Source organism: Rubripirellula amarantea, from assembly GCF_007859865.1.
Classification (GTDB): domain Bacteria; phylum Planctomycetota; class Planctomycetia; order Pirellulales; family Pirellulaceae; genus Rubripirellula; species Rubripirellula amarantea.
Genome location: NZ_SJPI01000002.1, coordinates 224,361 through 246,836, shown reverse-complemented (window position 1 = coordinate 246,836; position 22,476 = coordinate 224,361). Strand labels below are relative to the sequence as shown.

At 55.2% G+C, this 22,476-nt stretch carries 18 protein-coding genes; 13 read left to right on the top strand and 5 right to left on the bottom strand.

Annotation, left to right across the window (positions count from 1 at the left end; all coding sequences use genetic code 11):
- Positions 1 to 54 precede the first annotated feature (54 nt).
- Complete coding sequence (locus Pla22_RS14430; RefSeq protein WP_146515555.1) at positions 55 to 864, bottom strand: inositol monophosphatase family protein; 810 nt, start codon at positions 862 to 864, stop codon at positions 55 to 57.
- 274 nt (positions 865 to 1,138) lie between these two features.
- Between Pla22_RS14430 and Pla22_RS25695 the strand changes: the two genes are divergently transcribed.
- The gene (locus Pla22_RS25695; protein WP_242632067.1) at positions 1,139 to 2,062 is read left to right on the top strand and encodes a polyprenol monophosphomannose synthase; all 924 of its coding nucleotides are present in this window, start codon (positions 1,139 to 1,141) and stop codon (positions 2,060 to 2,062) included.
- A gap of 11 nt (positions 2,063 to 2,073) precedes the next feature.
- Here the strand turns inward: Pla22_RS25695 and Pla22_RS14420 are convergent, their stop codons facing one another.
- Complete coding sequence (locus Pla22_RS14420) at positions 2,074 to 4,053, bottom strand: sigma 54-interacting transcriptional regulator (protein ID WP_146515554.1); 1,980 nt, start codon at positions 4,051 to 4,053, stop codon at positions 2,074 to 2,076.
- Positions 4,054 to 4,302: 249 nt separating this feature from the next.
- On the opposite strand from Pla22_RS14420, the gene Pla22_RS14415 reads away from it, so the two are divergent.
- Together Pla22_RS14415 and Pla22_RS14410 are read left to right on the top strand one after the other, a co-directional pair.
- Positions 4,303 to 5,703: a DUF1598 domain-containing protein gene (locus Pla22_RS14415; RefSeq protein WP_146515553.1), complete on the top strand. Its 1,401-nt coding sequence runs from the start codon at positions 4,303 to 4,305 to the stop codon at positions 5,701 to 5,703.
- A 90-nt stretch (positions 5,704 to 5,793) separates the two neighbouring features.
- Entirely contained in the window at positions 5,794 to 6,204 is a 411-nt protein-coding gene (locus tag Pla22_RS14410; protein ID WP_146515552.1) for a DUF4259 domain-containing protein, read from the top strand.
- A gap of 227 nt (positions 6,205 to 6,431) precedes the next feature.
- Here Pla22_RS14410 and Pla22_RS14405 read toward each other — a convergent pair whose 3' ends face one another.
- The gene (locus Pla22_RS14405) at positions 6,432 to 7,529 is read right to left on the bottom strand and encodes a thioredoxin family protein (protein WP_146515551.1); all 1,098 of its coding nucleotides are present in this window, start codon (positions 7,527 to 7,529) and stop codon (positions 6,432 to 6,434) included.
- A gap of 567 nt (positions 7,530 to 8,096) precedes the next feature.
- On the opposite strand from Pla22_RS14405, the gene yajC reads away from it, so the two are divergent.
- The 10 genes from yajC to Pla22_RS14355 all read left to right on the top strand — a co-directional run bounded on the left by yajC (position 8,097) and on the right by Pla22_RS14355 (position 20,653).
- Entirely contained in the window at positions 8,097 to 8,528 is a 432-nt protein-coding gene (gene yajC, locus Pla22_RS14400) for a preprotein translocase subunit YajC (RefSeq protein WP_242632066.1), read from the top strand.
- 141 nt (positions 8,529 to 8,669) lie between these two features.
- Positions 8,670 to 11,855, top strand: a complete 3,186-nt coding sequence (gene secD / locus Pla22_RS14395) for a protein translocase subunit SecD (protein ID WP_146515550.1) — start codon at positions 8,670 to 8,672, stop codon at positions 11,853 to 11,855.
- Positions 11,856 to 12,042: 187 nt separating this feature from the next.
- Entirely contained in the window at positions 12,043 to 12,477 is a 435-nt protein-coding gene (locus Pla22_RS14390) for a hypothetical protein (RefSeq protein ID WP_146515549.1), read from the top strand.
- Between the two features lie 65 nt (positions 12,478 to 12,542).
- On the top strand, positions 12,543 to 13,319 hold the full coding sequence (gene ubiE, locus Pla22_RS14385; RefSeq protein ID WP_146515548.1) for a bifunctional demethylmenaquinone methyltransferase/2-methoxy-6-polyprenyl-1,4-benzoquinol methylase UbiE: 777 nt from the start codon (positions 12,543 to 12,545) through the stop codon (positions 13,317 to 13,319).
- The gene (locus tag Pla22_RS14380) at positions 13,312 to 13,968 is read left to right on the top strand and encodes a UbiX family flavin prenyltransferase (RefSeq protein ID WP_146515547.1); all 657 of its coding nucleotides are present in this window, start codon (positions 13,312 to 13,314) and stop codon (positions 13,966 to 13,968) included. The genes ubiE and Pla22_RS14380 overlap by 8 nt, the downstream gene beginning before the upstream one ends.
- Positions 13,969 to 14,142: 174 nt before the next feature.
- A complete protein-coding gene (locus tag Pla22_RS14375; protein ID WP_146515546.1) occupies positions 14,143 to 16,761 on the top strand; it encodes a hypothetical protein in 2,619 nt (872 codons plus the stop codon).
- Between the two features lie 274 nt (positions 16,762 to 17,035).
- Complete coding sequence (zwf, locus tag Pla22_RS14370) at positions 17,036 to 18,487, top strand: glucose-6-phosphate dehydrogenase (protein ID WP_146515545.1); 1,452 nt, start codon at positions 17,036 to 17,038, stop codon at positions 18,485 to 18,487.
- 184 nt (positions 18,488 to 18,671) lie between these two features.
- Positions 18,672 to 19,868 carry a nucleoside monophosphate kinase gene (locus tag Pla22_RS14365; RefSeq protein WP_146515544.1) on the top strand — a complete coding sequence of 399 codons (1,197 nt, stop codon included), beginning with the start codon at positions 18,672 to 18,674 and terminating at the stop codon, positions 19,866 to 19,868.
- Between the two features lie 264 nt (positions 19,869 to 20,132).
- The gene (locus Pla22_RS14360) at positions 20,133 to 20,372 is read left to right on the top strand and encodes a Sec-independent protein translocase subunit TatA/TatB (protein ID WP_146515543.1); all 240 of its coding nucleotides are present in this window, start codon (positions 20,133 to 20,135) and stop codon (positions 20,370 to 20,372) included.
- A 2-nt stretch (positions 20,373 to 20,374) separates the two neighbouring features.
- Positions 20,375 to 20,653: a Sec-independent protein translocase subunit TatA/TatB gene (locus tag Pla22_RS14355; RefSeq protein ID WP_146515542.1), complete on the top strand. Its 279-nt coding sequence runs from the start codon at positions 20,375 to 20,377 to the stop codon at positions 20,651 to 20,653.
- A gap of 41 nt (positions 20,654 to 20,694) precedes the next feature.
- On the opposite strand, the gene Pla22_RS14350 is transcribed toward Pla22_RS14355, so the two are convergent.
- Both Pla22_RS14350 and Pla22_RS14345 read right to left on the bottom strand, forming a co-directional pair.
- Complete coding sequence (locus Pla22_RS14350; RefSeq protein ID WP_165440676.1) at positions 20,695 to 21,744, bottom strand: methyltransferase; 1,050 nt, start codon at positions 21,742 to 21,744, stop codon at positions 20,695 to 20,697.
- Positions 21,741 to 22,445: a DUF2306 domain-containing protein gene (locus Pla22_RS14345; RefSeq protein WP_146515540.1), complete on the bottom strand. Its 705-nt coding sequence runs from the start codon at positions 22,443 to 22,445 to the stop codon at positions 21,741 to 21,743. Before Pla22_RS14345 ends, Pla22_RS14350 begins: the two co-directional genes overlap by 4 nt.
- Positions 22,446 to 22,476: the final 31 nt, after the last annotated feature.

Here is a 22,476-nt window from a genome sequence, read left to right as displayed (position 1 = left end):
AAATTAATTTCCGTTTGCTGCCTGCGATGGCGACGAAAGCTACGCAGACGAAAACTAAGTAATCGAGTCCGACTTCAGCAACGCAACCATCGATTGGTGAAGTGGCAACGAACCCGAAACGCAGAACCGTGGATTCCAGTCGTCGAATTCACCACCGTCGTAGGCGGTAATGACTGCCCCTGCCTCGCGGGCAATGACTGTTCCTGCCGCCGAGTCCCATGGTGACACGGCGGTCGCCCAATAGGAATCCAATCGACCTGCGGCAACATAGCACATGTTGAGTGCACACGACCCAAGCCGTCGAAGCGACCGGCACTGCTCAAGAACGTTGACGAACTTCCCGACCTCGGGGTCTGTTTTTTTGATTCCGGCGGGAAAGCTACAAGCGACCAACGAGTCCGATAAATCACTTTGACCGCTCACCTTGATGGGCTTGCCATTACAAAACGCTCCCCCGCCTTCGAAAGCCGTGAACATCTCGCCAGAAACCGGATCGTAAATTACCCCCAGCCGCATCTTGCCTTTGGCGTACAGACCAATCGAAACAGCGAACGATTGAAGTCGATGAACGTAGTTGACCGTCCCATCGAGAGGATCGACTACCCAACATGGCGGAGCGTCGTCGTCGCCCTTTCGCACTGCGTCGGGTGGCTGGGTCTCGCCTTCCTCTTCCCCCACAAATGCGTAGCCTTCGCATGCGTCGAGCAAAATCTTACGCACGGCTTCTTGGGATGCTAAATCCGCGTCGGTCACCAAATCCTTGGGCGCCTTTTCGCGAACGACTCGATCATCGCGACGCGCCATCAACTCCCTCGCACCTGCTCGAGCCGCACGGATGGCAATGTCAAGATGATGCTGGTCCACGTCAATGATTCCTTAGAGTTCCGGGCCGCGAGGCCACCATGAAGGGATGACCATTTTTATCCCGCAATCTTCCATGCGTACACCCGTGGGCGCGGATCCGTTTGCTATGCGTGGTCGCCCCCAAGCCCGTCATCGCGTTGGCTCGATGATTCTACGAGCCAGAAATATCGTTATCGAAAACCGATCATGGTGGGAGCCAAACGACGCATGGAAAAAACCACGCTGGTCGAAATTGGTGGTTTGCGAGTAAGGTAAATGAAGAATGAATGAATTGATGCCAAACGCCGCCACCGTCGCCGATCTAGCACCTCCACCCACGGGAAGAGTTCTGATCGGTGTTTGCACGCTCAATGAGGCCGCGAATATCGAGAGCTTGCTGACGCATTTGCGAATGGCGTTGCCCGACGCCGATATCTTGATCGTCGACGACAATTCGCCCGATGGCACCGCGGCGATCGCGAACCGAAGCGCCGAACATGACGCTCGGATCCGAGTCGACGTTCGCACGGCGCGTGGACTTGGTGGAGCGATCCGACACGCCATGCAAGCGGCTATCGATGGCGACTATGAATGGTTCGTCAACCTGGATGGCGACTTCAGTCACAACCCCGCCGACATACCGAGACTGCTGGATGCAGCAACTCATCAGACAACGCATTCAACGAAATCGGGTGGCCGCGACGTGAGCAGTAACGCAGCAGCGACTAATGACGCGGTGACGATCAACTCGGCGACAAATAGATCGGTGACTAATAACTCAGCAAACAGCGCAGCTTCAAACCAACCAGCCGATGAACAACCTACCGCCAACGGTAAACCTCAACGTGAAATCGACGTGGTGATTGGCTCGCGATACGTCGACGGTGGCTCCATTGTGGGATGGCCGCTGAGACGAAAGATCATGAGCCATCTGGTCAATCGATTTGCCACGCTGTGCTTGCGATTGCCAGTTCGAGATTGCAGCGGTTCGATGCGTTGCTATCGAGTTCAGAAACTCAAGGAAGCTGGTGCCGACAACTTGGTGAGCAACGGCTATTCGGTACTGGAAGAGATCTTGATTCGGCTGAAACAAGTCAAAGCTCACATGATCGAAGTGCCAATCACGTTCACCGATCGAACGCTCGGCGAAAGCAAACTGACATCACGCGAGGCCATTCGATCGATGGGGCAAATGGTGAAACTAGCGTTGAAGCAATAAGCGTCGATTCGTCACTCGGACCAACGCTTTAACTTCCGATCGAGCGTACTGCGTTCGATACCAAGCGACTTGGCCGCCTGAGTCTTGTTGCCTTCCGTATGCCGAAGCACTCGTTCAATGTGAGCGCGTTCCAGTTCGGCGAGCGTAAGATTGACGTCGCTCGTAAGTGATGTGGCGGATGGACCACTCGGCATCGGCGTCTGCGATAACGCTAGATCGGAAACATCGATCTCGTTTTTCGTATTGAGCACAACCGCACGCTCAACAACATTCTTCAGCTCACGAATGTTGCCCGGCCACGAATAATCTAACAACGCTCGCTTGGCTGCCGCAGTGAAGCCTTCGATCTTGCGGCCAGTTTCGAGGTTGAATTTGTTGAGGAAGTAGTCAGCGATCAGCAGCGCATCGTCCGCTCGTTCACGCAGCGGCGGCACCACGATCTCGACAACGTTCAGCCGATAGTACAAATCTTGCCGGAAAGTTCCTTGGCGAACCATGTCCTGAAGATCGCGGTTGGTCGCGGCGACCACTCGCACGTCAACCTTGATCGATTCGTGTCCGCCCACTCGTTCGAAGGCATGACCTTCAAGGACTCGAAGGAACTTTGCCTGCACCTCGGCGCTCATCTCGCCAATTTCGTCAAGCATCAGAGTTCCGGTATCGGCGGTTTCGAACTTGCCCGCCTTTTGATCAGTAGCTCCTGTGAACGCACCTTTTTCATGACCAAACAATTCACTTTCGAGTAGTGTTGGCGATAGCGCGGCACAGTTCAAACACACCAATGGTCCATCACGTCGCGTGCTCGCATGATGCAGCGCCGCAGCCACCAATTCTTTCCCAACTCCCGATTCACCTCGAACCAAGATTGTGGTGTTCGTCGGTGCGGCGAGGCCAATTTTGTCGATCACGCTGCGGATTAGCTTCGAACGTCCAACCAAGCGGACCTTGTCGCTGACCTGACGCTGCAACAGCTCCACCTGCTTGCGACTGCGATCAAGCGAACGTGACAGTTGAACTTGCTGTCCGAGTGAACGGATCGACTCAGCCAGGATTTGCGCTGCGGCGACCACAAATTCAAGGTCCTCACTCGACAAGGGATCTTGCCCGCCAGTGGTAGTGACGTGGATAAATCCTCGAAGGATCGCGTCGGTGTCACGCACCGGTGCAATGATCAGACTCTCGACATCAATCACACCACGACTATTCTCGGTCGCCAGCGTTGAATCGCCGAGGATGTTCCGTGCCAACGTCGCCTCGCTGTTTTCGCCCTCGATGGTTTGCAACAGCGAATCTGGCGGACGACGATAAGAACGCGTTCCGTTTTGCCGCGTACCAACAAGCGGCATGTCGATCACGCTGGAAGCAGCTTGCGAAGCGTAGACCCCGGCCGAATCAAGTATCAGATGTTGATCCAATGCATTGAGCGTTTCTTCGACCAACGACTCAAATGAATCGGTGCGAGCGAGCGCGAAGGCGAGCTGCAACAGTCGACGACTCGACAACCCAGCCGCACTGGCCGCCGAAGCACTGCCGGGCGATGCCGTCGGATCATTTTCCAAATACCGGCTCTTGCTGCGACGATCTGTGATCGCTGATGGATCGAACTCCATGGTTAGCTGATCGTCGGTGGCTTGAGCCTCGGACTTCTCGCTCGCGGGCGCTGCGTTGATGTGATGAGTGAATCGAATGGTAAATCCAGCGACGTTGATTTCCACCGGATCGGTCAACAATGTCGGCGCGGTGATCTGGGTTCCATCGACGAAGGTCCCATTGCGGCTGCCGAGATCTTCGATCATCCAGCCGGCCCCATCCCCATCGCGATCGCCGGGATGCCAATAAATCCGAGCATGCTGGCGACTGGCTCGCTCACTTCGGAGCACGATTTGGCTTTGCGAAGACCGGCCCAGAATCGCCTGGGCGGGTGGCGAAAGCCGGAACACGTCACTCCAGCGGCCGGCGGATCGAAGCACAAGGTAGGCGGATGAAGACAAAAGGAATTGGTGTGTTAAGAGGAGAAGCGTGAAATATGCTGCGGCAAGACAGGGGAAAGAATCGTCAAAATGCGATCATTCCACCGATCAAAAGCCGACCATCCATCGGAATAAATTCCGTTCTACGTTGCCGCCAAGCAGGCCTGCAACTATCCTAACGAACATGGGAATGCTGTTTTTTGCGGACAGCTCTCATCTTATCATGGTCACCCTTCGCTCTCGAACAACCTGCCCCCGGAGATCCACACGATGGATTTTTCTGCACTGCTAAAGTGGCACGCTCAGCCAAATCGACTCATCACCCTGACAAAGCGTGTGAGCTTGGGTTCCCTTGGCGTGATAGCGCTGGCAGCGTCCTTGCACGCCGGCTTGATCGGTGGTCTGGGCAACCAGAACAGTGTTGGGGGCGTGATGGTTGACGCGGCGGGCATTGTGCGAGATGCCACGATTGACGAAAAACGTGAACTCGCCGAAATGCTTCGCCAACACACCAAACAGGTCCAAGGCGACTTGGCCAACGAAGCATCGCTGCGAATGGTTTCGCTAAAAGGATTGCAACAAGCGATCGTCGAAGCCAAACAATCGGGCAACCCCATCCCTGCCGAAGTCGAATACTTGGCCGGATTGCAACAAATTGACTATGTGTTCGTTGACGCTGAAAACTCAGACATCGTGATCGCCGGTCCGGCTGAACCATGGAAGCTTCGTGACGACGGACACGTTGTGGGCTCAATCACCGGTGGCTCAGTGATGCGTTTGGCCGATCTTGCGGTCGCAATCGGTGGAGTCGAACGGGCTGCGAATGAGCCGATCAGTTGCTCGATCGAACCAACCGCCGAGGGACGCCGACGATTGCAAACCATGCTTCGCAAAGTGAAGCTTCGTCCCGGCGAAAACCCCGTGGGCTTGGAAGCGTCGATGAAGGAGGCTTATGGCCCGCAAATGATCCACCTTACCGGCGTGCCATTGGATTCACGCTACGCTCGCACCATGGTTGCGGCCGACTTCGAAATGAAGCGTGTCGCAATGGGTTTGGTTGATTCCCCGATTGCTCAACTTCCCAGCTACCTTGAAATGAGCCGCAATAGCGCTCATGGCCCCGGTCAAAACCCACGTTGGTGGATGGCTTGCGACTATACCGAACTGGCCAAAACCGAAGACGCTATGGCTTGGAAAATCGCTGGCAACCGCGTCAAAACTCTCACCGAGCAAGACTTGGTAAACGCAGATGGCAGCGTGAAAGGTGCGGGCAAGACCGACAAGGTAGCTCAGGCCTGGGCCGACAAGATGAACGCCAGCCTTCCTGAATTGATTTCCGCGATGCCGATCTTCTCTGACCTGCAGAACGTGATGGACGTGACCGTGTTGGCCACCCTGATTCGTCAAGAAGGACTCGCTCGCAAAGCCGGCTTGGACCTGTCGGTCTTGGAAGGATCGATTGAACTAGCTGCTTACGACGTTCCTCGCAGCGTTTCACCGCAATGCAGCTTCATTCGCGGCCGCAAGGGCTGGGTCGTCACCGCTTCGGGTGGTGTCGATATCAATGCATTCGAAGTCGTCGAAAAGCAAGTCGTTGCTCCCGAAGTCGCGACCGAAGCTTCCGCAGCATTGGCCGCTCGCAACGATGGTTGGTGGTGGAACGGCAAATAAGCTGACCACAGCAAAGCCTGGGCGAATCGCTCGGTATCTAGCCAAACTTTTTCATAGGCGAGACGCCTAGGCCGCATTTTTGAGACGACGATGAGCACTTGGGGCCCACGCACCTTTGAAGACGATTTCGCCTGCGATTGGTTGGAGGACCTTGAAGATTCCGATCCTATCTCATTCTTCACGCACTGCCTGGACTTGTCTGACCAGGATGCATTGAACTTCGTGGCCTGCGTCGGAGTCCTGGGCACGTCGGAACTAATTCACGGTGTTCTCGCCGAGCCGCGTGAAAAGATGCCTGAGCAAGCATTATCGTGGATCGAGAATCACGAGAACCTAGCTGATGAACTCAAAGCACTGGTTCCAGCCGCCATCGCGGGAATCGATCGCGTGCTGAAGACTTCGTCGGCGATGCGAATGCGATGGCAAGATGCTGGCGAGATACACCACAGCACTTGGATTGGTGAAGTTCTGGAATTGCAAAACGGGCTGAAAGCGATTTAGTCGCCTCCACGCCCGTTGCTGGAAAATTTGTTGCTGGACAACTGGTCGCTAGAAAGACTCAGTCGCTAAAGAGACCGCTGAAGAGCCTCGGCCGCTTACCGCAGCGGCCGCTCGTTGATCGGCTCTGCCTAATTCTGACCGGCCCATATCCTGACCGGCCCATATCCTGACCGGCCCAGATTCTGACCGGCCCAGATGTTGACCGGCATAAGTGCTGACCGCTTTGATCAGGAACCTGGATTGGATTCCTTAACGGCCTTGTCCATCACTTGAATCGCGGCACCGACGTAGCGGCCCCACTCGTTTTCGAAGTGAATCATCGCGTCTTCATCGGCAAAGAAGAACATTCGCTTGTTGACTGGATCTTGCATCGCGAATTCTCGCTTACCCTTCACGATCTTCCGTTCCTCGAAGAAACGCACGACGTCGATTTCGTTCAAGACCGGAGTGTAAGGGATGGGATCAATCAAGAAGGTCGCCATCGCCTGCTTGCTGTCGAAGAGGTACAGCTTGCCCAGGTGAATGACACCGAAGTCTGGCTTGCCTTCCACCCATCGCGATTCGTTCACGACCGTCACAGGACAGTAACCATCCATGGCCAATTCAGGTGACTTGCTGCTGCGGCTGACCTTTTGGCTTGGTGCCTTGGTGGCGGCGGCGACTGGAGGTGCGATGGAAGCCGATGCCGGAGCCTGGGAAGGCATCGAAAGCGACATTCCGTTGCTGCGACTGCTGACCGTCGATGCGGCAACACCTGCGCCGGCGGTTGGATTGGGAAGTGCCCAAGTATCGCCACCAGTAGGACCAGCGGGTGCCGTTTGAGGTGATGTTTGCTGGGGTGCTGTGTATTGGGGAGCTGGAGCCTTGGCAATCTGAGTTTGTGGCGCTGATTGCTGAACCGGTGCCTGAGTCGGCAATGTTTTAGCGAGCATCGCGACGTATTGGTTCGGATCTTGAGGGCTAATCGTGTGAACGAGAGCCTTTCCGTCCGTTGTCACGACGACATCCATGGGAAAGCGGTCCACTTTGAACATCTCGCCGAGTTTCTTATTGCCAGCACTGTCGCTGACATTGACCTTCATTGGAACGAAGTTGGCGGCGACGGCTTGAGAGACGGTATCCGTCTTGAAAGCTCCCTCCTCTAACTTGTCGCAATAAACGCAATTGTCGCGAGTGAAGTGCAGCAGAAGAAGCTTTCCTTCGCTGGACGCTTTATCGTGAGCCTTTCGTAGGCTGCTTTCCCAAGCAATTTCGGCTTGTGCGTATCCGGCCCCCGTCAAAAAGACGGTCGCGGTAGTCAGCAGGGAGAGGAAGGTCTTTCGCATGGGACCAGATTCCTGTCGTCAGTTGTTCGGGGGAGGCAAATGATGTATTGGGCACGAGAAATTTTCCCGCTGTCTCCACCATCGGCGGTTCCGAAGATGTGGCTTGAGCCGAAAGTACAGATTGCGCCGACTTTGACGAAAGGGCGAAAGTAGGGGCCAAGAACGAAGAGCCAAGACGTTTCAAGTCAGGTGCATGAAATCAGGTGCTCGGAATCAGGAGCTTGGAACCAGGAGCTTGGAACCAGGAGCTCGTAGATCGAAGATTGGGATCAGGGGCTCGCGGTCGACTATCAGACCGAAACGACGATTGGCTCACTGAAACCGATGAGCTGTTCCCTGAAAACTGAAACTTGAAACCTCAAACCAGAAACTTGACGCCTGTTACCTGTCCCCTATTGCCTAGTCCCGGCCCCTGATAGCTAATTCCTGTTGCCTGATCCCGACTCTGCCCTTGTGACCTTTTTTCCACATCCATATCATGCCGCACTGGCCAGCGGCTACTTTTAGCCCCTCTTGCTGGCATTTTTCAGTACTCTCGTCGCTTTTCGCGTCAGGCATCCGACCCGCGTGACCCCTTTAGTTACCGAATCCATTGCTAGTTTTTCTGGCCGATCAGACGCTTGGACCTCCGTCCAACTGGTCGCCCAAGGCTCTGCTGCGCTATTTGCCCAGGCCCCTGCCGCCGAGCCAGGCCCTAGCTTTCTGTCGCCGCTGACGCTTGTCGCGGGTTTCTTTTTCCTTTTCTACTTCATTGTGATCGCTCCGGAACGTCGCAAAAAAGCGGAAGAAGCCAAGATGATGGCGTCACTGAAGAAGAACGACCGTGTTGTCACCATCGGTGGCATCCATGGTGTGGTCGCGGCAATCTCCGAAAGCGATGGCATTGTCACCCTCAAAGTTGACGAAAGTGGCAACGCTCGCATCCGAGTCAATCGCTCGGCGATCGGCCAGATTGTGACGCCTAAGGACGCGAAGGACGAAAAAGAAGCCACCACCTAGGTGCATTGAACAAGACCGGCCAACGAAACACGAAACACTTTCCAAGCTACCAGCACAACTTTTCAAAGTTATTTCCGCCATCGCCGGATGCGACCTGCGGAACTTACGAAACACCTTCCCCTCGATAGCACGAAAATTCCGATGGACTGTTCCCTTTTCACCACGCCTTCCCTGGACGTCGTCACTTCGGCGGTCCCATTTGCCGCCTCCTCACTGCTGGCCCAAACCCAAGCAGGTGCCGTAGCGGAAGGAATCTCGGGTAAACAGTACCTGTTTGTGGCAATCGCCTTGGCGGTTCTGATCGTGCCTTTCGTCATCGGCGGCTTTCTTGCCAAGTCTTTGAAGATGCCCAACTCGGGCAACCGTTTTGGATGGGTCTTGTTGGCGATGATTGCCAGCTCGGTCGTGCTAATCAACAAGCTTCCCGGTCTCGGCGTCGACCTTAGCGGCGGAACCATCTTGGTCTACGAAATGGACCCGGAAAAACTGGAAACCCTGAACGAGAACTCTGACGAAACGGTCAAGTCCGAAGACCTCGTGGAACCCTTGGGTCGTCGAATCAATCCATCGGGAACCCAAGAAATCGTGATTCGCCCTTACGGCGAAACTCAAATCGAAATTATCGTTCCCGCCGTCGAACAATCCGAAGTGGATCGCATCAAGGGCGCGATCGAAACTGCGGGTATCCTGCGTTTCGCGATCGTCGCCAATCAAGCCGACCATCAAGGCATCATCACCACAGCCGCCGAGCATTCTCAATCGCCCGAGCGTAGCGTTCGCTTGGCTCCCACCGTCCGCGAAGACGGCGACAACGGTCCCTACGGTTTGTGGGTGGAAGTCGATCGCGAAGTCGACAATGGCGTGAAAGGTCGTTTGCGAGTCAATGTTGCGGGATCGGTTCTGAGAAATCCAGACACCGGCGAACTGATCTCCCTTCCGGAAAACGTTCGCATGAACTCGGATCCGGAATTGGCAATTGGCCGATGGATCGACGACCAGAAATTCAGCGCTCTCGAGGTCCTGATGATCGTCGATCCGCTGCTTAATATCACCGGGGAAGACTTGGCGTTCGCTGCGAGTACTTTCGACCAACAAGGTGCTCCCGCCGTCGCATTCAATTTGACGGACTCGGGATCCAACCGCTTCTTTGCGTTGACGAGCGAGAACGCTCCCCAAGGCAGTCGCCAACGCCAACTCGGCATCGTGCTTGACGACAAACTGCTTTCGGCGCCGAACATTCTGCAAGCGATTCGTAAAGAAGGACGCATCACCGGTCGCTTCACTCGTGAAGAAGTCGAAGACTTGGTCAAGATCCTGAAGGCAGGTCAATTGCCAGCCGCGTTGACGCCTCAGCCGATCGCCGAGAACCAAATTGACCCGACCCTGGGGGCTGACACCATCAACAAGGGCGTCTGGGCGATTTCCGTGTCGCTGATGCTGGTGCTCGTCTTTATCTTGTTCTATTACCGTTTCGCGGGCGTGGTCGCTTGCATCGCCCTGATCATGAACTTGGCGATGATTTTGGCCACGATGGTGCTGATCAACCAACCGCTCACGTTGCCCGGACTTGCCGGTTTGGTGTTGACCGTGGGTATGTCGGTTGATGCGAACGTTCTGATCTTTGAACGGATCCGCGAGGAACTGAAAAAAGGTGCCGCTTCGCGAATGGCAATCCGCAATGGTTTCGCCAAAGCTACGGTGACGATCATCGATGCCAACTTGACGACGCTGATCACGGCGATCGTTTTGTACGCCATCGGTACTGACCAAATTCGCGGCTTTGCCGTCACGTTGATCTTGGGCATCCTGTTCTCGATGTTTACCGCCATCTACGTTTCGCGAACCTTCTTCGACTTGGCTGAACGCCACGGCTTCCTTTCGCTTTCGATGTCCGACAGTGTCAACTCGCTTCGCCACAGCATTGCCGGTGACGCTGGCTTGGACTTCGTGGGCAAGGGCAAGTTGATGCTGTTTGTGTCGGCTATCTTGGTGGCGATCGGTGTTGCATCGTTGTTCGCTCGCGGACGAAGCATTCTGGACATCGACTTCGCCGGTGGATCGTCAGTTCAATTCCGACTCAACGGATCAACCGAAACCGATACGGTCCGCGAGATCGTCAAAACCACCATGTTGGCCGAAGACGGACAAGCAGTTCCTTACACGGTCAACGGCGTGTCGATGGAAGAAGCCGAGGCCGGAACGGTCTACAAGGTTGATTCGTCGTTCACACGAGTCGACGATCTTAAGAACGCTGTGGAAAAGGCGTTTGCCGATGGCTCCGGCGTCAAACTAATCACTTACGACGTCAAGATCTCGCCCGCCGGTGACGCACAGTCATCCAACCGCAGCTTGTCAAACCGAAACGGCGTCATGCTGACCGCATTGATGCAAGACGAGGCTGCGATTGCGGACGATGTCCCTGCGGTTTCGCCATCGGCTTTCTCCGGTGCAACGGTGACCTCCACCGCCGTGATTGAACTGGGCATCGATGGCGACCCAACCGGCGGACAAATGAAGGCCGAAACGCTAGTCGAAGCCTTACTCGCATCCGCCAAAGCGGCGGGTGTCGAACTGTCCGAGCGATCCATCGAGCTCACTCCGTTGGGCGACAATGCGTCGGAATGGAGCGAAGGTTCGTCGCTGACGTTTGGTCGCTGGCGAGTGGCAATGCCGATCAAGGCTGCCGAAGCCGATAAGGTGTTCAGCACGTTCCAAAATGATCTTGATACCGAACCGGTTTGGATCAGCAGCAGTAGTGTTGGATCGCAAGTTGCCGGCGACATGATCCAAAGAGCATTTGGTGCTCTGTTCGCCAGCCTGCTTTGCATCATCGGTTACATCTGGTTCCGCTTCCAACGAGTGATCTATGGCCTTGCTGCTGTTGCAGCCCTGCTTCACGACGTGTTGATCACGCTCGGTGCGATTGCGGTTAGCTACTGGCTTGCCGATGCACTTGGAATCTTGTTGATCGATCCATTCAAAATCTCGCTGACTGTGGTCGCGGCCTTGTTGACGATCATCGGATACTCACTGAACGATACTATCGTGGTCTTCGACCGTATTCGCGAGACCAAGGGGAAGGCACCGCGGCTAACCGGCGACATGGTGAACCAAAGTATCAACCAAACGCTTAGCCGAACGTTGCTGACGTCGTTGACGACATTGATCGTGGTCCTGCTGCTATACTGGTTCGGTGGTGACGGCATCCACGCATTTGCGTTTGCATTGGTCGTTGGCGTCATGGTCGGAACGTACAGTTCGATCTTTGTTGCCAGCCCAATCCTGTTGTGGTTGGTGGGTCGAGGCGAAAAAACCGCAACCACCTAAGGCATTGTTCGGAAACCGCCTTGGTACGTTGCTGTTTTGCCGAAGAGTCGTGCCAAGGCTACACGAATACATTCGCTTAGAATGATCCCTAGCGACACCGTGCTCCGCGCGTGTCGCTATCAAGGAAGTTGGGGTTCAGGATAACGGCGCCGTTTCCGAAACCTTCGTTTCATTCCAAGGCAGATCCATGGTCCGCGTTTGCACCACCACGTGTGTGATGATTCTGGCCTTCGCCTTCGGTGATTTCTTGCCGCAGTTCTTCGTTAACGATGATTTGCGGCAAAGCGAGCTGGAGCTGACGTTTTCACTGCTTGGCCTGCTGGCCGGTTTCGCTGCTTCCGAACTGTACTTTGCGCATTTGGAACGTCTCCATCGAAGTCGCAGTGCCGCTCGACGGCGTGGCATGCGAGCTACGCAAACCCACCGCACGGGACCGCCCGAGCATTTCAGTCGGCGTTTGGCGAGCTTCGTTGGTTCCGAGTTGCTCAACCGCAACGACCGTTTCGAATCCAAAATGCCGCTGCGAATTTTGGCGCCCATCGGGAAACCTTCGCCGGCAAAGTCGGGTGAATTCATTCGCAGGATCCTGCATCGAATCCAAGTGATTCTGCGTCGCGGTTAAGGATGGCCCTTCCTCACCGGCTACTATATGACTAACCATCCCCTTTTCATTCTCGTTTGACCGCCATGACCTCCACTTCCGCGACCTCGCCGGCTGCGCCTGCTCCCGAAACGACGCTTGATAAAAGCAACTCGCGGGTTCAAGAGATGTTTCGTCAAATCGCTCCCCGCTACGATTTGATGAATCACCTGCTGTCGCTGAATATCGATAAGTACTGGCGATCTCAGGCCATCAAACGGTTGCGATTGATTCCAGGCAAACCATTGCTCGACGTTTGCACGGGCACCGGCGACCTAGCTCTCGCGATGGCTCGCAAGGCGGGCCCGGGGATCGAGGTTGTTGGCAGCGACTTTTGCGACGCGATGCTTGAAATCGCTCGCACAAAACGGAAGCCCGACGACCCGACCAATGAAGTCGAGTTCATCGAGGCTGATTCCCAGGCGTTGCCGTTTCCCAGCGATAAGTTCGGCTGTGTCACCGTCGCGTTTGGACTTCGGAACGTTGCCGATACCGACCAAGGGTTACGCGAAATGACTCGCGTGTGCGCACCGGGCGGGCAAGTGATGGTGCTGGAGTTTTCTCGCCCTACGCTGATCGGGCTCAGACAATTGTACGGGTTCTATTTCACCAGCATCCTTCCGCGAGTGGGACAGATGATGGCTCGCAATGATAAGTCCGCCTACGAGTACCTGCCCAAGTCCGTCGGTTTGTTCCAGGACGGAAAAGAGCTGGCCGATCGGATGACGATGGCAGGGTTAACCAACGTGAAGTTTACTCCGCTGACCTTCGGCGTGGCGACGATCTACGAAGGCACCAAACCGGGCCGTGCATCGGATGAATGATCACGAACCGATTGTTGTTGCCATCACCGGTGCCAGCGGCGCCGTTTACGCCGTACGTCTTTTGCAACTTCTTTGCCAAACGCAGCATGAGATTCACATCACGATCAGCCCCAGCGGCGCGGCGGTTATCAAACAAGAACTGGGGCTAACGCTTAACATCCGCCAACCCGACCTCAATGCGTTGATCGGATATGTTTCGCCATGGACAACATCGGATGCGATCAAACAATGCGCAGCGGATTCCGTGGCCCACATTTCCGAGCGCGTCCGCTTTCACGCTCACGACGACTACATGACGCCGATCGCTAGCGGCTCGTTTCGCACACGGGCAATGGTGGTGTGTCCCTGCAGCGGCAGCACGCTTAGCGGGATCGCTCGGTCAGCTGCGTCGAACTTAGTTCAACGGGCTGCCGAAGTGCACCTGAAGGAACACCGCAAGCTGATCTTGGTGCCTCGCGAAACTCCGATGAGCGTTCTGCAGATCGAGAACATGCACCGGCTCGCCCAGACCGGCGCAGTACTGCTTCCAGCGATGCCAGGGTGGTACCACGGCGTCGAATCGCTCGATGACTTAGTTGATTTCGTGGTTTCGAGAATCCTGGACCAACTCGACGTCGACAATTCGATCATGCAACGCTGGGACGGATAGCTCGGACAGATAGCCAGCGGCAGGACGCAAAGGCTGACGTCCTCGATCGACGGCGAACAATCGCACAGAAAGCCCGATTTCTACTATTTTTCGTCTCGAGACTATTTTTTTGCACGGACTGACGGTCGGCAGGTCACTAATCAGGTAACCCCCTCATTATTTGCTGGTGACCTGATGCGACTTACTCTACGAACCTTGCTGGCCTATCTGGACAATACGCTTGAGCCCCGCGATGCGGAACTCCTGCGGCTCAAACTTACTGAAAGTGGCTTTGCGACGCAGCTTGTGCAAAAGATCCGCATGACGCTGGTCAACCCAGCCATCACTGCGGTTCCCCCAGACGCGGTGGGGCCGATTCAGGACGCGAACGTGATCGGTGAGTACCTCGACAGCACATTGCCGCGAGAACAGGTTGCTGAGATTGAGCGTGCTTGCTTGGAATCGGAAGTTAATTTGGCCGAGGCAGCGGCATGCCACCAAATCTTGACCATGGTGCTTGGTGAGCCAGCGCAGGTGCCAGCGAGCTTGAGGGCGAGAATCTACGAACTGCCAGATTCGGAAATTGAGAGAATTGCGGCTTCGAGTGAGCAGTATTCTTCGCTGACGATCGATGACCCTCCTTCCGGGCATCCTGAGCTTGAAAGCGGTGTCTTTCATGGCCGTCCGCCAGCTTCGCAGGCGACGGATGACCTCGCCCTTAGCGAAATGCCAACGATGGATTCCCCACTCACGCACGCTCGCGGTCCAGTGGTGCCCGTCGGCCCGACGGATTCAGGTGTCTCCGACGCACCGACTCGGTTGCGAGAAGCGGGCGTCATGGATGCTGAATCAGTCACCAAGTTTCCTGGCTCTTCATCGAAGGAGGGATCGAGCGCTAAGTCCAGGAAGGACAGCATTTACGGTGGATCCATCCGTCCGTCACGAATCACGCCTTGGCTCGTTTCATTGGGGTTGGTCGCGGCCTTGCTATTTGCGATCGTGCAAAGCTTCTCGCCCTTGCTGTCCAAACGAGGTGATTCGGAAATGGCTGCGGTCAACTCGATGGACGACATCGTGGTCATAGAGACTCCGCCCGGCGAAACCGACCGCGGCACCGGAGGAAATGTGGACGCGTCCGACGATGCGATCTCCCCAGGTGACATTCCCGTCGGCGACCTGATGGCGGGTGGTACGAACGACGCAACTATTGATGACGGTGAGTTTCTTCCACCGCCTCAACCTGCTGCCGATCCGGCGAACAACTCAGTTGCCATGAACGCCGATGGCTCGCCCGCCCGACCGTTGGCAAGCGAAGACCTTGCGATGCCAATGCCGGTTCCCGAACCCGTTCCCGCTCCTGCACCCGGAATCTCAGCATCCGAGGTCCCGGCAGCTGAAATGCCTGCGCCGGATGGGTCTGCGTCTGACATACCAGAACCTGCATCTGAGTCGCCGTCCCCGACCACGGAGATGACCGAGCCTATGCCGAGTCCTACGGTGGACGCTGGATCTCCCGCTGGCAACTTAGCGGAACCCATGGCTGATCCAGATGCACCGGCGGACACCGGTGTCGCCGATCTTCCGCCCACGTCGGATGAGTTGACCAAACCGCCCGTTGCAGCAGTTGGTCCTGCGGTTGCGACCATGCATGGCGCTGACACGATCGTTTCGCTGCTAACCCGGAACGGAAATTGGCTAAGGCTAGGTAAGAACGCAGACGTCATTTCTGAAGCACCAGTGGTATGCGCACCCAATTTCCGGGCCACGATGAGCAAGTCGGCGACCGCGGACGTTGGCGACGAGGATGAACCACCCATCGAATCCGAAGTCACACTGGTTGGACCGACCGGGACTCGATGGCTACCACTGACACCGCCGAGCGAAGCCGTTGCCGCCGACGAAAAAACCGACTACGGACTGGAAGTCAGCTTTGGGCGAGTGGTCATAACGTCGAAGCAAAAGAAGTTGCTTGTACCCGTGATGCTAGGTGCGACGGCGATGGAGGTTCTATTCGATGATAAAGAATCCATCGCGGCGATGAGCGTGCATCGGGTTCGCACCGCTGGCTTGGATCCGTTCGTCCCCGAGAACTTCAGCGAACTGGTGAACATCGTTTGCGTCCAAGGCGAACTGACGTTGAAGGTGAACGGCATGGAATCAAGGTTGATCGCAGGGGAGCAGTGGATCAAAGACGGGCAAGCTGAAGGCGAAGTAACGGTGATCGAATCTACGCCGACTTGGGTCGAGGCACCCGAAGAATCGCCTCTCGACGTCAAAGCAAAAGAATCGCTGTTGGAGCTTATCGCCAAGAACGAACCGATTGAGCGTTCTCTTCGTGAGGCTCGCTTTTTCCGTCGAGCAGAAGTCGGCGCCCTAGCATCACAAACGTTGTTGTCGTTGGGATACGCGGACGTGTTCTTTGGCGGCGATGGCGTCCTGAGCGATACGAAGCAACGACAATTTTGGCCTGACCATTACCGGGCATTGGTCGCGGCAGTCGATCGGGGTCCCGATTCGGCGATGTTGGTTCGTGACGCAATCGCGAAGATGGACGCTGCCAATGTAGATTCGTTGTTCCGAATGCTGGTCGGATTTTCGAACGATCAACTGGAAGCCGGCAGCGACGAAGAACTCGTCACGATGCTCGATTCGGATTCCACAGCCGTTCGCGTACTTTCACTCGAAAACCTACACGAAATTACCGGCACGACGCTCTATTTTCGTCCCGAAGAACCCACCGCAGCAAGGCGCGTGCAAGGACTTAAAAAATGGAGCGTTCGACTCCAAAAAGGTGATATCCGACGAACTCCCTAGCCAACGCTTTTGGCTGGTTCGTGACGCAGTGATGCGTCCGGTTCCGTTGAGACACGTTTGCGGGTCGGTCATCGCTTATTTTTGGATTCGATACGAAGCGACGGCGCTGGGCGAATGGTCTTTCGTGGGCTAATGCACCGCGTCGGTTTCCATCAGCGGCGAAGCGGGGGGACGTGGCTCGATCAAGGTCTGGCTGTTCGCTTTAACCCGAAACCTGTACCCTGTGGGCTGTTTCTGAAACCCACGGTCTGTTCCCTGCAACGTACAGCGTCCCATGTCTGACACGATTGTCATCTTTGGTGCTTCTGGTGACCTCACCAGTCGCAAGCTCATCCCCGCTCTTTTCAATCTTTATGCCAAAGGGCGGCTGCCGAAAGATTCGCGAATTGTAGGGGTCTCGCGCAGCAAGTTTAAACACGAAGAGTGGCGTGATTCACTTAAAGAATCGACGGCCAAGTTCGCGGGCGACACCTTCACGACTGAGCTTTGGAACGAGTTCAGCGACAATGTTTACTACCACCCCGGTGACATTGGTGCCATCGAAGACTTCCACTCGCTTAAAACGTTCCTCGAATCCATCGAGCCGGAACACACATGCGGGCGAGTGTATTACCTCTCAACAATGCCCCAGTTGTACGAAGCCGCCATCAAACAACTCGGTACCGCGGGATTGTCGGATGATACCGAGGGCTATCGCCGTGTGATCATCGAGAAGCCTTTCGGCACCGATCTCTCGACCGCTCAAGCGCTGAACAAATCAATTCACGGTGTGTTTCGCGAAGATCAGATTTATCGCATCGATCACTACTTGGGCAAAGAAACCGTGCAAAACATCTTTGCACTTCGTTTTGCCAACAGCATCTTTGAACCGATTTGGAACCGCAACTATGTCGACCATGTGCAAATCACAGTCGCCGAAGAAGTGGTGATTGGTCGCCGAGCAGGATACTACGATACGTCGGGTATCTTACGAGACATGTTCCAGAATCACATCTTGCAATTGATGATGATCACGGCGATGGAACCGCCAGCCCGATATGATTCGGCGTTGGTCCGCGATGAAAAGGTGAAGGTTCTACATAGCGTTCGCGCGATGAGTGGCGGCGACTTTGCTGCGAACACGTTCCGCGGACAATACGACGGCTACCTTAAAGAAGAAGGCGTGCCGCGAGGATCACAGACGGCGACGTTCGCGGCCCTGAAACTGTACTGCGACAATTGGCGCTGGAAGGATGTGCCGTTCTACCTCAGAAGCGGCAAAGGCATGTCCTGTCGCACGACTCAGATCGTGATTCAATTCAAGAACGTGCCGCACATTTTGTTTGGTGAAAAAACGCGAACTCCGCTCGGCAACCGACTGGTCATTCAAGTCCAGCCTGCCGAGGGGATCCAATTGCACTTTGAGACAAAGGTTCCTGATTCTGAAATGAAGACGCGAACCAGCACGCTTGATTTCAACTTCCAAAAGTCGATCGGCGGCTCCATGCCGGACGCCTACCAAAGGTTGCTGCTAGACGCGATTCAGGGGGATGCGAGTTTGTTTGCGCGTTCGGACGAAGTTGAATTAGCATGGGGCATCGTTGACCCGATCCTGGCAGCCTGGAATAGCCCGGCTGCTCCGCCGCTTTACAGCTACGAAACGGGAATGTGGGGGCCAATGGAATCCACCAAATGGATGGCTGACCAGAAACGCGAATGGTTCGACGTGTGCCCGGTCATTCACTAGACCCGAATGATGCCCCCCGGCGGTCGTTTTCGGATCGCTCAATTCATCCTGCAAGCCGTCGCAAAACGGCTCGCACGCGTTGTCACTGTCCTATCGCTTATACACCCACTGACCATTCACCCGTCGCCTTGCCGCCGCCGCTATCCTTGAACGTTCTCGACGAATTGAACTTCGATTAACCGCTATGCCCGATTCCATCAACAAACCTTCTGCACCGGTCGACCTTGAAGTCAAAGACGCGCAACTGATCTTCAATTCCGTCTGGAAGAAGATTGAAGACGAGCGTGGCCGCGAGAACATGCGGTTTCCCAAGGAGTTGATTCTTCTAGGTGGTGCTCCGGGTGCCGGCAAAGGAACCAACACCGACTTCATTCGCGAAGTACGTGACATTAGCGCGCCGCCGATCGTGGTCAGTTCGCTTTTGGATACTCCCGAAGCTCGAATGATCAAAGCCAAGGGCGGAATGGTCGGTGACCGCGAAGTGGTTGGCTTGCTGTTTGAAAAATTACTCGAACCAGAATACCAAGATGGCGCAATCTTGGACGGCTTCCCTCGCACCAAGGTGCAAGTGGAGTGCTTGAAACTACTTTACGATGCCATGATCGGTCTGCGTCGCGAATTTGCCGACTCGGGTGACCTGGTTCATTTTCGTCAGCCCGTTTTCCACATCATGGTGCTGTTCGTCGACGAAGCCGAATCGGTTGCTCGTCAATTGCGACGCGGACGCCAAACCATCGCTCACAACGAAACGGTTGAAAACGATGCAACCGCAACGGCGTGGGAAGAACGCCCGACGGATTTCAACGAAGAACTTGCCCGCAACCGTTATCGCGTCTTCAAAGAACGAACGTACGATGCGTTGGTATCTTTGAAACAGATCTTTCACTACCACTTCATCAACGCTCAAGCTTCACTTGAAGTTGTTCGTGAAAACATCCTTAGCGAACTCGAATACCAAAGTTCACTCGAACTTGACCCCAAGACCTTTCATACGTTGCGAAAGATTCCGTTGGCGAGTGAGATCATTTCGCACGCGCGTCGCGACTTGGTCAAGCGACTCGACGAATATGAGATTGAACAACCGCGCGTCTTTCACGAAGTGGTACGCATCATCGAAGAAAAGATGATGCCGATCATCGTCCGACACGCGATTTCCGGGCGAGCGATCATCAACTCGGAAGACCCGATTTGGGAAGAAACGCATGCTTTGGCGATGCTGATTGACGTCTTTTCCGAGCGGGGATTTCACGCCAGCATTGATATCACCCGCCACAGTGTCCCGCTTCGGTTTGATCTAGAAACCGGCGAGATCAACTACCAGCAGAAAAAAGTCTACCGAATCGGCATCCGCTTCAAAGGAAGTGAAATCCGCCGCGGTTAGGCTTGTGAGGGTTATGAGGGAAGAATGTCCCCTTTGACGGCCCCGCATTTGTGAATAAACTGTTGTCAGTAGTGGAGGCCTCTTCATTGGTTGATTTGGCCTCCCATTCCTACGCGACCCATCGGTTCCGGAGGCGTTTAGCTGCGGTCTTTATGGCGATTGAGTTTTGCTCTCGCTGGCCCCATCGCTGAACGGCCTTCCCGCTTTCGCCGGCGATTGCGTTAGGGTTTTTCGTTTGACCCTTTCCTAATGCGAGAGTGACCCATGTTGTTTGAAAGTATCCCGACTGTGCTTGGTTTTGGTAATTTGCTGGGCTTCGGTGCTCCCGGACCTCTAGAACTTGCGATCATCGCAGGCATCATTTTATTGTTGTTCGGTTCGTCGAAGCTCCCCACCTTGATGCGAAACTTGGGACGTAGCACCAACGAATTCAAGCGCGGAATGACGGAATCAACGCTCGATGATGATTCATCGAAGTCCGATTCCTCTGACAAAAGCGCGTAACCATGTTTGGGCTGGGACCATTTGAAATGGTGGTCATCGGCGTGGTCGCAGTACTTCTTTTCGGCGGCAACCTTCCCGAGGTTGCTCGTAAGCTGGGTGGTAGTTATCGCGAATTTCGCCGAGGACTCAACGACGTGCAGCAGCAGTTCCGCATGGCGGAATACGAAGCCAAGAAAACTTTCTCGGCCGATAGCTCACCGTCAAAATCGAACACCATCGACGCCGACGACGACGAAGATGTCGACGTGCCTTCGGCTCCGAAGTTCACCCCACCATCGTGAGATCCGGTGCGTTGCGCACATCGCGAACGGACGATGATTCGCTAGGCTGTTTTCACCGCGGTTAGGTAACCGCGATCTCCGGTGGTCGGCTTGCATGCCCCAGGCGTCAGGCCTGCGGTGCGGCACATGTCGCCGTATTCCCGTTCGCTGTAACACTTGCCTTGCGTGATGTTCATCAACAAGGCTGAATATTCGGCAACTGGTAACGGCCCTGTTTTGTCAGCATTTACGATCGCGCCGTGGATGACCAGCAATCCACCCACCGGCAGCGTCTCGGCTGCTTTGTCGACAATTTGCTGAGCCTTCTCTAACCCCCAATCGTGCAGCAGGTTGGACAACAAGATCATGTCGACCCCGCTGGGCCATGGGCCAGCAAACATATCACCCGATACAACATCGACACGGTCCGCGAGTCCGTGCGCGGCGATCTGCTGTGTGGCAATCTGATCCACGGGCGGTTGCTCAAGCACCGTCGCTCGCAGATGGGAATGCCGTGAAACCATCGTCGTGCAGTAAATTCCAGAACCACCTCCTACATCGAGCAGATGCGTTCGATCAGCCACTTCGGCCGCGAGCGATTGAGCAAGATGCTGGCCGAATGCGATACCTCGACAATTCATCAGTGCGGTGAAGTCCTGGGCGAACGTCGGGTCCTTCATCGATTCGTGCCAATCCTTCCCATCGGACTTGGCTTGCCAATTCGCAGGCTTTCCCGTTTGCAAGATCTCAACGAAACCTTTCATGATCGCGGAATCGGCAATTGGCTTGTAGTAAGGCCCTAGATAGTACGGACTGCCAACGCAAAGCTGCTCGCGTCCCGCGTCCGTTAACGAATAAACCCCAGCCTCATCAGTTCGGACGAAATCTGAAGCTCGGCATAACGTCATCAACACATCAGCAGGTCGTTGCTGCCATTCGAAGTGTTTACAAATTGCATCGAACGTCAAACCGGGGTGATCCCGTAAGTAAGTGAACAGGTCAAAATGCAATAGCGCCGCGGCGATCAGATCCGCAGCATATTGCCGGTCGCGATAGCGCAGTGCGATGCTCGGATCCGATGTGGGAACGCTGGCAAGAGGATGTGGGCTCATAGGGGCAAACTTAGAGTTTCCGGCGGTGATGTCGGTGATAGACAACGCCGATTCCGTCGACATTGGACCAAGATCATACACTCATAGATCACCAAAGGAACGAGCCAACTGATCCATGAATTGAGCTGATAGGTAAACCGAGATTCGACATTCAACACGATGAAAGCACCGCCAAGCACTCGCAAAAGTAAAGACGAGCAAAGCAGCAAGAAACATCGCATCGCCCAGCGGCGGTGATCCGCGTAGCGGCCGGATATCGCTGCCCTCGCCGCCATGATGATCGTCAACGCGGTCAGGCTCGATAGCGTTAGAAACCCAACCACCGCAGGCAATCCCGCTCGAGATCCTGGTGACATCGCTAGGCCCGAAGGAACAACCAAACCCAAGACAACGAATGTTTGGATTCGACCGCCCCAACGATGCAGCTTCCTCAAACGCCCTAGAACGACGTTTGGCTGGAAGAACTGGCGTCCCGAAACAACGAGCCCACCCGCCAATACCAATGCTACGGGACTGCTAATGATATGAGCGTAAAAGGCGAGCTCGTACAGCCCGTAGAACGTCGATTCGCGGCCGGTAAGGAATGCCGATTGAAAATCCGCCGGAAAGTACCATCGATACTCCCAAAGCGTTGACGCAAGCACTCTGACGAACAACAGACCGACAGCAATTTGCAAAGCCCGACGGAGTTGAAGATTCATTCTGCCCTCCTAAATCCGAATACCCGAAGGA

Bases quoted from the DNA above. Each gene is read 5' to 3' on its own strand.
- Pla22_RS14380 (WP_146515547.1), top strand. From the start codon at position 13,312: ATGAATGATCACGAACCGATTGTTGTTGCCATCACCGGTGCCAGCGGC.
- Pla22_RS14405 (WP_146515551.1), bottom strand. From the start codon at position 7,529: ATGCGAAAGACCTTCCTCTCCCTGCTGACTACCGCGACCGTCTTTTTG.
- ubiE (WP_146515548.1), top strand. From the start codon at position 12,543: ATGACCTCCACTTCCGCGACCTCGCCGGCTGCGCCTGCTCCCGAAACG.
- Pla22_RS14415 (WP_146515553.1), top strand. From the start codon at position 4,303: ATGGATTTTTCTGCACTGCTAAAGTGGCACGCTCAGCCAAATCGACTC.
- Pla22_RS14375 (WP_146515546.1), top strand. From the start codon at position 14,143: ATGCGACTTACTCTACGAACCTTGCTGGCCTATCTGGACAATACGCTT.
- zwf (WP_146515545.1), top strand. From the start codon at position 17,036: ATGTCTGACACGATTGTCATCTTTGGTGCTTCTGGTGACCTCACCAGT.
- Pla22_RS14410 (WP_146515552.1), top strand. From the start codon at position 5,794: ATGAGCACTTGGGGCCCACGCACCTTTGAAGACGATTTCGCCTGCGAT.
- Pla22_RS25695 (WP_242632067.1), top strand. From the start codon at position 1,139: ATGCCAAACGCCGCCACCGTCGCCGATCTAGCACCTCCACCCACGGGA.
- Pla22_RS14360 (WP_146515543.1), top strand. From the start codon at position 20,133: ATGTTGTTTGAAAGTATCCCGACTGTGCTTGGTTTTGGTAATTTGCTG.
- Pla22_RS14345 (WP_146515540.1), bottom strand. From the start codon at position 22,445: ATGAATCTTCAACTCCGTCGGGCTTTGCAAATTGCTGTCGGTCTGTTG.
- Pla22_RS14390 (WP_146515549.1), top strand. From the start codon at position 12,043: ATGGTCCGCGTTTGCACCACCACGTGTGTGATGATTCTGGCCTTCGCC.
- Pla22_RS14355 (WP_146515542.1), top strand. From the start codon at position 20,375: ATGTTTGGGCTGGGACCATTTGAAATGGTGGTCATCGGCGTGGTCGCA.
- Pla22_RS14365 (WP_146515544.1), top strand. From the start codon at position 18,672: ATGCCCGATTCCATCAACAAACCTTCTGCACCGGTCGACCTTGAAGTC.
- Pla22_RS14350 (WP_165440676.1), bottom strand. From the start codon at position 21,744: ATGAGCCCACATCCTCTTGCCAGCGTTCCCACATCGGATCCGAGCATC.
- secD (WP_146515550.1), top strand. From the start codon at position 8,670: ATGGACTGTTCCCTTTTCACCACGCCTTCCCTGGACGTCGTCACTTCG.